Genomic DNA, 7147 nt, shown 5'->3' with positions numbered 1-7147 from the left:
GGCCGGCCGGGCCCGCTCCGGCGTCGGGCCGCGGCTCTGGTTCGGCGCTGCCGTGTGTCGGGTCAGCCGGCAGCGCGTGCAGGGCGCGCCGGGCGGCCGCAACCACCTCGGCGGCGCGGGCCGGGTCGTCGGGGCGGGGCCAGACGGCCGGGACGTCGTAGGCGCCGATCACGCGGGCGGTCAGCAGCGGGTCGCCCAGTTCCTCGGCCGCCCGGATCGTGGCCAGGCGCTGCTCCTGGGCCGCGCCGAGGCCGTCGGCGCCGCCGCTCACCGCCAGGCTGCGCAGCAGGCCGACGGTGGTCTCCAGGCGCGCCCGGGTGCCGACGGCGACCAGGCGGTCGTAGGTTTTCGCGGCCGTCGCCCACAGTTCCTCGGCGCCGTCCAGGCTCTTCTCCTGGCGCAGGATGTCCCGCTCGAGACGGCTCAGGGCCGGCCCCGGGTCCAGCCCGAGCCGGGACGACAGCAACTCCCGGGCCCGCCGCAGGACGGCCAGCGCGTCGCCCTGCCGGCCGGTCCGGTAGAGCGCCAGCGCCAGCAGCCGCCAGCCCTCCTCGCGCCAGGGATGGTCGGTGACGTGCGCGTCCAGGTGCGGGACGGCGTCGGCCGGACGGCCCTCGGACAGCAGCCGGGCGGCCTCCATCTCGACCGCCCGCAGCCGCAGCTCGGTGAGACGGGCCCGCTCGGCCCGGGCCCACGGCGCGTCCGGGAAGTCGGCATAGGCGGGGCCCCGCCACCAGCCCAGAGCGGCGCCGAGCGGGCCGCCGGCAGTGACCGCGTCTTCGAACCGCCACGCGTCGACGGCGTCCGGCGCCGGCCGCAGCGAGTATCCCGGCCCCTCGGTGATCAGCACCGCCGGCCGGGCGCGGGGCGGGCGGCCGGGTTCGAGCGCCCGCCGGAGCGCGGCGACGAACGTGCGGACCGCCGACAGCGCCCCGTCCGGTGGCGCCACCCAGAGGTCGTCGACCATCTGCCCGACCGGGACGACGCGCCCGCGGGCGACCAGCAGCCGGGCCAGGACGGCGCGATGCTTCGGGCCGCGGAGGTCGACCTCGCGGCCGGCGGCGTCCCACGCCACGACCGGTCCGAGCACCCCGAACAACCCGACCTCCACGCCGAGAAGGGTAGGCACCCAACCCTCGACGACTACAAATGGGCGTGATGGACCTTTCGCTCGCCGGTGCGGCCGTCCGGCTCGCGCGCCGGCCCGCGCAGGGCTGTCCGCCTCGGACGCCGGGCCCCGCAGATACTCCGAGATCCGCCGGTCGCGCCGGATCAGCCCGCGCATGCTCACGCTGCGGGAACTGGAGCGGGACGGCCTGGTCACCCGCGATCCGGAGACCAGCGCCTATCGGCTGACGCCGGCCGGTCGGTCGCTCGCCGGGCTGATCAAGCCGCTGATCGCGTGGTCGGACGCGCACTACGCCCAGATCGTCGAGAGCCGGGGGCGGAGGCCGGCCGGGGAATCGCCGTAGGAAAGGCCGGGCATGGTCAGGGCGTCCACGCGATGGCCCCGCGATGGCAGATGACGCGCCACCGGATGCCACGACCACGCGCCCATCCCGGCGCCGGGAATCACGGCGACGGTCACGCCGGACAATGCGCCGGGCAGGAAGCCGGTCGCGAACATTTTTGTGCGCTCATCGGATGCTCATCGGCATTCGGCAGGCTCGGGCGCATGAAGACGGAACGGATCGAGGGCGCTGACGGCGTGATGATCAACGTGGCGGTGGAGGGCAGCGGGCCCGCGATCGTGTTGCTGCACGGATTTCCGCAGACGCACCTGATGTGGCGGCACGTCGCGCCCGCGCTGGCCAGCGAGTACACGGTCGTCTGCCCGGATCTGCGCGGTTACGGCGACAGCGACAAGCCGGTGGGTGCGGCGGCGTACGCGAAACGGGAAATGGCCCGTGACGTGCTCGCGGTGAGCGAGCGCCTCGGTTTCGGCAGTTTCGCTCTGGTCGGGCACGACCGTGGGGCGCTGGTCGCGTTCCGGGCGGCGCTCGACCACCCGCGGAGGGTCACGCATCTGGCCTCGCTCGATGTGCTGCCCACCATCGACATGTGGGAGGTGATGCGCGGAAGCAGCGCCAAAATTGCGTTTCACCTCTACCTGATGGCTCAGCCGCCGGGGCTGCCGGAGCGGATGATCGCGGCCGCCGCCGACGATTTCTTCGGGCATTTCCTCGACCTGTGGGCGCTAGATCGAAAGGCGATTCCGGCCGACGTCCGAGAACGCTATCTCGACGCGTGCCGAAAGGCGGTACCGTCGATTGTCGCCGACTACCGGGCATCGGCCGGAATTGACGTCGAGCACGATGAGAAGGATCGCGCGAGCGGCCGTCAGCTGGTGATGCCGGTGACGGTTCTGCAGCAGGACTGGGGCGCGGAGCTCGGTTTCGACGCGGCCGCGCTCTGGCGCGCCTGGGCGCCCGATCTGGTGCACGAGTCGGTGCCCTACGGGCATTTCATGGCCGAGGAGGCCCCGGAGGCGGTGGTCGAGGCCGTCCGGAGCCTTCTGCTCCGATGACGTACGCGGTGAGCCCTACCCGGCCGTGAAGCTCCACTTCTGGTTGCCGCCGCCGTTGCCGGCCCACTGCTCGACCTCGGCGCCGGCCGTCGTCGCGCCCGACACCACGTCGGCGACCTGGCCCGAGGCGAGGTTGACCATCTGGTAGGTGGACGAGCCGGTGCCGGTCAGGGCCCACTGCTGGTTGGCGCCGCCGTCGCAGGTGTAGATGTCGAGGCGGGTGCCCTGGGTCGTCGACCCGCCGGGCACCTCCAGGCACTTGCCGCTGCCGACGCCGGTGATCGTGTAGACGTTGCCGGTGACCCGGGTCAGGCGCCAGCGCTGGTTGGTGCCGCCGGTGTCCGGCCACTGGACGGTCTTCGAGCCGTTGGCGGTGGCGGCCCCGGAGACGTCGAGGAGCAGGCCGCTGTGGGAGGCGGTGACGCGGTCGGTGGCGGCGGCCGGGTTGGTGGCGCCGGTCCAGGTGCCGGTGGTGACGTCGAGGGTCCACGAACTCTGCCAGCCGAGCGCCATCGTCGGGCCGGAAACGGTCAGTGGCAGCCAGACGAGGGGTGAAGTGCCCAGGTTGCCTGTTGTCCAGCGGTCCCCCGCGTACAGGAAAGAAGTGCCGGCAGTGCCGGTGACCGAAATGATGTTGGCGGTCTGGCTGGTGAAGGTGTTGGTGCCGACCGGCGCCACCGGGCGCCAGGCGCTCCACGGGCCGCCGATCGAGGTGGCGGTCGCGTAGTCGTTGTCGTTGGTGCTCCAGCCGGTGAGGTGCGAGGCGAGCAGGTAGTAGCGCCCGCCGGTCTTGACCATGGCCGGTGCCTCGTAGCTCGGCAGCACCGCGACGGCGGCGGTGACGCTCAGGTAGTCGCCGGACAGCCGGTCGATGCGCAGGCCGTTGGCGCGGTCCTCGGTGAGCAGGTAGCCGGTGCCGTCGGTGTCCTGGAAGAGGCCGATGTCGCGGCTCTGGAAGCCGAGCGGGCGGCTGCTGCCGCGATAGGTGTACGGGCCGCAGGGCGTGCTGCTGGTGGCGACGCCGACCTTGGCTTCGCTGTAGTCGGAGCTGTCGATGTGCAAATACATGACGTAGGTGCTGGTGCTCGCGTTGTAGAGGACCTTGGGGCGTTCGACGACGCGTCCCGGGCCGAGGTCGCCGGTGGCCTGGACGCTCAGGGCGGCGCGCTGGTAGGTCCAGTGGGCGAGGTCGGTCGAGCTGTAGCAGGCGATGGACTGGAAGGCGGCGTTGCCGGAGCTTTCGCCCGACTTGTTCTCGCCGAGGGCGTACCAGGTCGAGCCGGATCTGACGATGCCGAGGCCGTGCGCCTGGAGGACGTTGCCGGAGGTGTCGGTCCAGGTGGCGCCGGGGGTGAAGGTGGCGGTGGTGTCGGCGGCCATGGCCGGGGTGGGCAGCGACAGCAGGCCCAGCGCGGCCGCTCCCACCGCTGCGATCTTGAGGCGCATGCGGTTTCTCCCTTCGGTGGGCGTTTACGTTAACATTCACGGACATCGATCTTCGCAATCTTGCTCATTGACAGCGGTCTCTTGCTGGGCGAACGATGTGGGAGCGCTCCCATCCTTCCTGCGTCGAGGAGAACCATGTCGCTTCGCCCTCGCTCCTTAGTGGTGGCCGCCGCCCTGGTGGCGGCCACGCTCGGTGCGCCCGCCGCCCACGCGGACACGCCCGCCGCCCCGGTCGACGTCACCGTCAACGCGCGCTCCGGCCTCGCCACCGTGGCCGGCACCGCCCTCGGCGTGAACGACGCGGTCTGGGACGCCCAGCTGGGCACCACCGCGGTCACCGACCTGCTCGGCGCGGCCGGAGTCAAGATGATCCGCTACCCGGGCGGCTCCTACGCCGACATCTACCACTGGAAGGACAACACCGCGCCGGGCGGCTACGTCGCCCCGGACACCGACTTCGACACGTTCATGGGCTCGGTCAAGCGGATCGGCGCCCAGCCGATGATCATCGCCAACTACGGGACCGGCAGCGCCGCCGAAGCGGCCGACTGGGTCCGGTACGCCAACGTCACCAAGGGGTACGGCGCCCGCTACTGGGCGATCGGCAACGAGAACTACGGCAACGGGCACTACGGGACGGCGTGGGAGGCCGACGATCACAGCGATCTGTCGCCGGCGCAGTACGCCAACGAGGTGATCGACTACTCGGCGGCGATGAAGGCGGTCGACCCGACGATCAAGGTCGGGGCGGTGCTGACCATGCCCGCCAACTGGCCGGACGGGATCGTGGCGGCCGGCGACATGGGCACCTGGAACCAGACCGTGCTCCAGCTGGCCCGGACGTCGATCGACTTCGTCGACATCCACTGGTACCCGGGCGGCAGCAGCGCGGCCGACTCGCTGACCAAGACCCAATATCTCGACGACGCCCTCTACCTGCTGCGCAAGCAGATCGGGGACGACCGCATCCAGATCAGCCTGACCGAGACCAACGTCGGGGTCGGCGAGGACACCCAGCCGGGGGCGCTGTTCCTGGCCGACGCGTACAGCTCGCTGATCGAGAACGGCGTGTTCACGGTCAACTGGTGGAACGTGCACAACGGCATGGGCACGGTGTCGACGGTTGCCGGCCAGACCGACTACGGCGACTTCGGCATGCTGTCGAGCGGCAACTGCAACGCCGACAACTCGGTCTGCGAGCCGCCGATGAACACGCCGTTCGCGCCCTACCAGGCCCTGAAGGTGATGAGCGCGTTCACGCACCCGGGCGACCAGATGATCCGGGCCGGGGCGTCCGACCCGCTGGTCAAGGTGCACGCGTCGCTGCAGGCCAACGGGGACCTCGGGGTGCTGCTGCTCAACGAGGACCCGTCGGCGGCGAAGACCGTGTCGTTGCACTACGAGGGCTACTCGCCGTCGTCGGCCGCGCCCGCGGTCACGTCCTTCCTGAACGGGGGCGCCGGCGTGCAGACCGCGGCGGGCGGCAGCGCGGGCTCGCAGACGCTGCCGGCGTACTCGGTCACGCTGCTCACCCTCCACCCGGCCGCCGCACCGACCGGGCTTCCGGGGGCACCGGGCCGCCCGGCGGCCTCGGCGGTCACCGACCAGGCCGCGACGATCTCCTGGCCGGCGGCCACGCCGGGCCGGCACCCGATCGCCAAATACGAGGTCTTCCGCCAGAACGGCGCGGAACTCGGCGAGACATCGGCGACGACGCTGAGCGTCGGCAACCTCTCCCCCGGTACGCGCTACACCGTCACGGTCGTAGCCCGCGACACCGCCGGCGGGGTGTCACGCTCCTCGCTGCCGCTGACTTTCCCCACCGGAGCCCCTTCCAGCAGCACATGCTCGGTGCACTTCGCCGACACCAACGACTGGGGCAACGGCTACGTCGGCCAGATCGACGTGACCAACAACGGCGCGGCCGCGCTGAGCGGCTGGACGTTGGCGTTCACCTGGCCGACCGGATGGCAGGGCGTGGACAGCGGCTGGAACGGAACGTGGTCCCAGTCCGGCCGGACCGTCCGCGTGACCGACTCCCCGGCGCTGGCCGCAGGCGGTGGCACGGTCTCGGTCGGCTTCGTCGGCAACTACAGCGGGCCGAACATCCCGCCGGGCGCCTTCACCGTGAACGGAACAGTCTGCAGCACCAGCTAGCCGGACCGGCCGGCCTCGGTGAGGCAGTTGCCGGCCCCGTGAGCGCAGCCAACCGGCGATCGACTTCGCTGGCGCGGTCAATGGCTGGACCGGCTCAGTAGGCGCGGCAAACTCGCCGGTCTGTTCCGTTAGGCGCGGCTTGCTGGCGGCCCAGTGCCGCCGGCAAGCCAACTGGCCTGGCCAGCACTGTCGGCGCAGCCGATCGCCCGATCGGCGCAGCCGATCGGCTGCGGATCCCGTCAGCGCGGCCAGCCGGGCGGACCATTCCCGCCAGCGCAACCAAACCGCCAGGCCAGCCCGTCAGCGCAACCCACGAGCCAGAGCGGCCCGTCGCGACCAGCCCGCGCCCCAGCCCCACCAACGCAACCAAACCCGCCAAGCCAGCCCGTCAGCGCAATCCACCAGCCAGAGCGGCCCGTCGCCACGAGCCCGCGCCCCAGCCCCACCAACGCAACCAAACCGCCAAGCCAGCCCGTCAGCGCAACCCACGAGCCAGAGCGGCCCGTCGCGACGAGCCCGCGCCCCAGCCGCACCAACGCAACCAAACCGCCAAGCCAGCCCGTCAGCGCGGCCAACTAGCCAGGGTGGCTCCATCAACGCAACCGATCGGCCAAGGCGGCTCGTCGCGGCCGGCTGTTGGGCCCGCGCCGTCGGCACGGCGGGCGGATTCACCGGCTGGCGGGCCGAGGCACGGACGTGTTGATGTGTTGATCGCGTCAACGTGTATTTGGTGTTGTCCATGTTGATTCAGTCAACATGAACGGCTGCCGCGGCGCCGGCTCGGACCAGGTCGAAGTCGGGGTCGGCGACCGGACGGCCGAAGTGGTAGCCCTGCAGCAGGCGATAGCCGAGCCGATAGAGCGCGTCCGCCTGCTCCGCCGTCTCCACACCCTCGGCCACCGCGGTCAAGCCCAGACCCGTACTGACCTGGATCAAAGCCTCGGCAATGACCGCGTGCCGGCCCGCCTCGGTGATCCGGTCGACGAACGACTTGTCGACCTTCAACGTGTCCACCGG

6 protein-coding genes are annotated in these 7147 nt (G+C 71.5%); 3 read left to right on the top strand and 3 right to left on the bottom strand.

Features of this window, described 5'->3' with window-relative positions; translation table 11 throughout:
* On the bottom strand, positions 1-1111 hold a 1111-nt coding region (locus tag AB0M88_RS52530), incomplete at its 3' end, for a BTAD domain-containing putative transcriptional regulator (protein ID WP_364115948.1).
* A gap of 103 nt (positions 1112-1214) precedes the next feature.
* Between AB0M88_RS52530 and AB0M88_RS52525 the strand changes: the two genes are divergently transcribed.
* Positions 1215-1472, top strand: coding sequence for a winged helix-turn-helix transcriptional regulator (locus tag AB0M88_RS52525; RefSeq protein ID WP_364115950.1), 258 nt, complete (start codon positions 1215-1217; stop codon positions 1470-1472).
* A gap of 50 nt (positions 1473-1522) precedes the next feature.
* Entirely contained in the window at positions 1523-2527 is a 1005-nt protein-coding gene (locus tag AB0M88_RS52520; RefSeq protein WP_364115945.1) for an alpha/beta hydrolase, read from the top strand.
* A 15-nt stretch (positions 2528-2542) separates the two neighbouring features.
* On the opposite strand, the gene AB0M88_RS52515 is transcribed toward AB0M88_RS52520, so the two are convergent.
* Positions 2543-3973 carry an RICIN domain-containing protein gene (locus AB0M88_RS52515; protein WP_364115942.1) on the bottom strand — a complete coding sequence of 477 codons (1431 nt, stop codon included), beginning with the start codon at positions 3971-3973 and terminating at the stop codon, positions 2543-2545.
* Between the two features lie 135 nt (positions 3974-4108).
* Between AB0M88_RS52515 and AB0M88_RS52510 the strand changes: the two genes are divergently transcribed.
* Positions 4109-6130, top strand: a complete 2022-nt coding sequence (locus AB0M88_RS52510; RefSeq protein WP_364115939.1) for a cellulose binding domain-containing protein — start codon at positions 4109-4111, stop codon at positions 6128-6130.
* Positions 6131-6877: 747 nt separating this feature from the next.
* On the opposite strand, the gene AB0M88_RS52505 is transcribed toward AB0M88_RS52510, so the two are convergent.
* Positions 6878-7147 (bottom strand): EAL domain-containing protein (locus tag AB0M88_RS52505; protein ID WP_364115936.1); only part of this gene is annotated, 270 nt, incomplete at its 5' end.

Origin of the sequence: Actinoplanes sp. NPDC051411 (genome assembly GCF_040682075.1) — a bacterium.
In the GTDB taxonomy this organism is placed as follows: domain Bacteria; phylum Actinomycetota; class Actinomycetes; order Mycobacteriales; family Micromonosporaceae; genus Actinoplanes.
Note: the sequence above shows the minus strand (reverse complement) of the source record. Positions and strands in the feature narration are given on the sequence as shown.

Bases quoted from the DNA above. Each gene is read 5' to 3' on its own strand.
- AB0M88_RS52515 (WP_364115942.1), bottom strand. From the start codon at position 3,973: ATGCGCCTCAAGATCGCAGCGGTGGGAGCGGCCGCGCTGGGCCTGCTG.
- AB0M88_RS52510 (WP_364115939.1), top strand. From the start codon at position 4,109: ATGTCGCTTCGCCCTCGCTCCTTAGTGGTGGCCGCCGCCCTGGTGGCG.
- AB0M88_RS52520 (WP_364115945.1), top strand. From the start codon at position 1,523: ATGACGCGCCACCGGATGCCACGACCACGCGCCCATCCCGGCGCCGGG.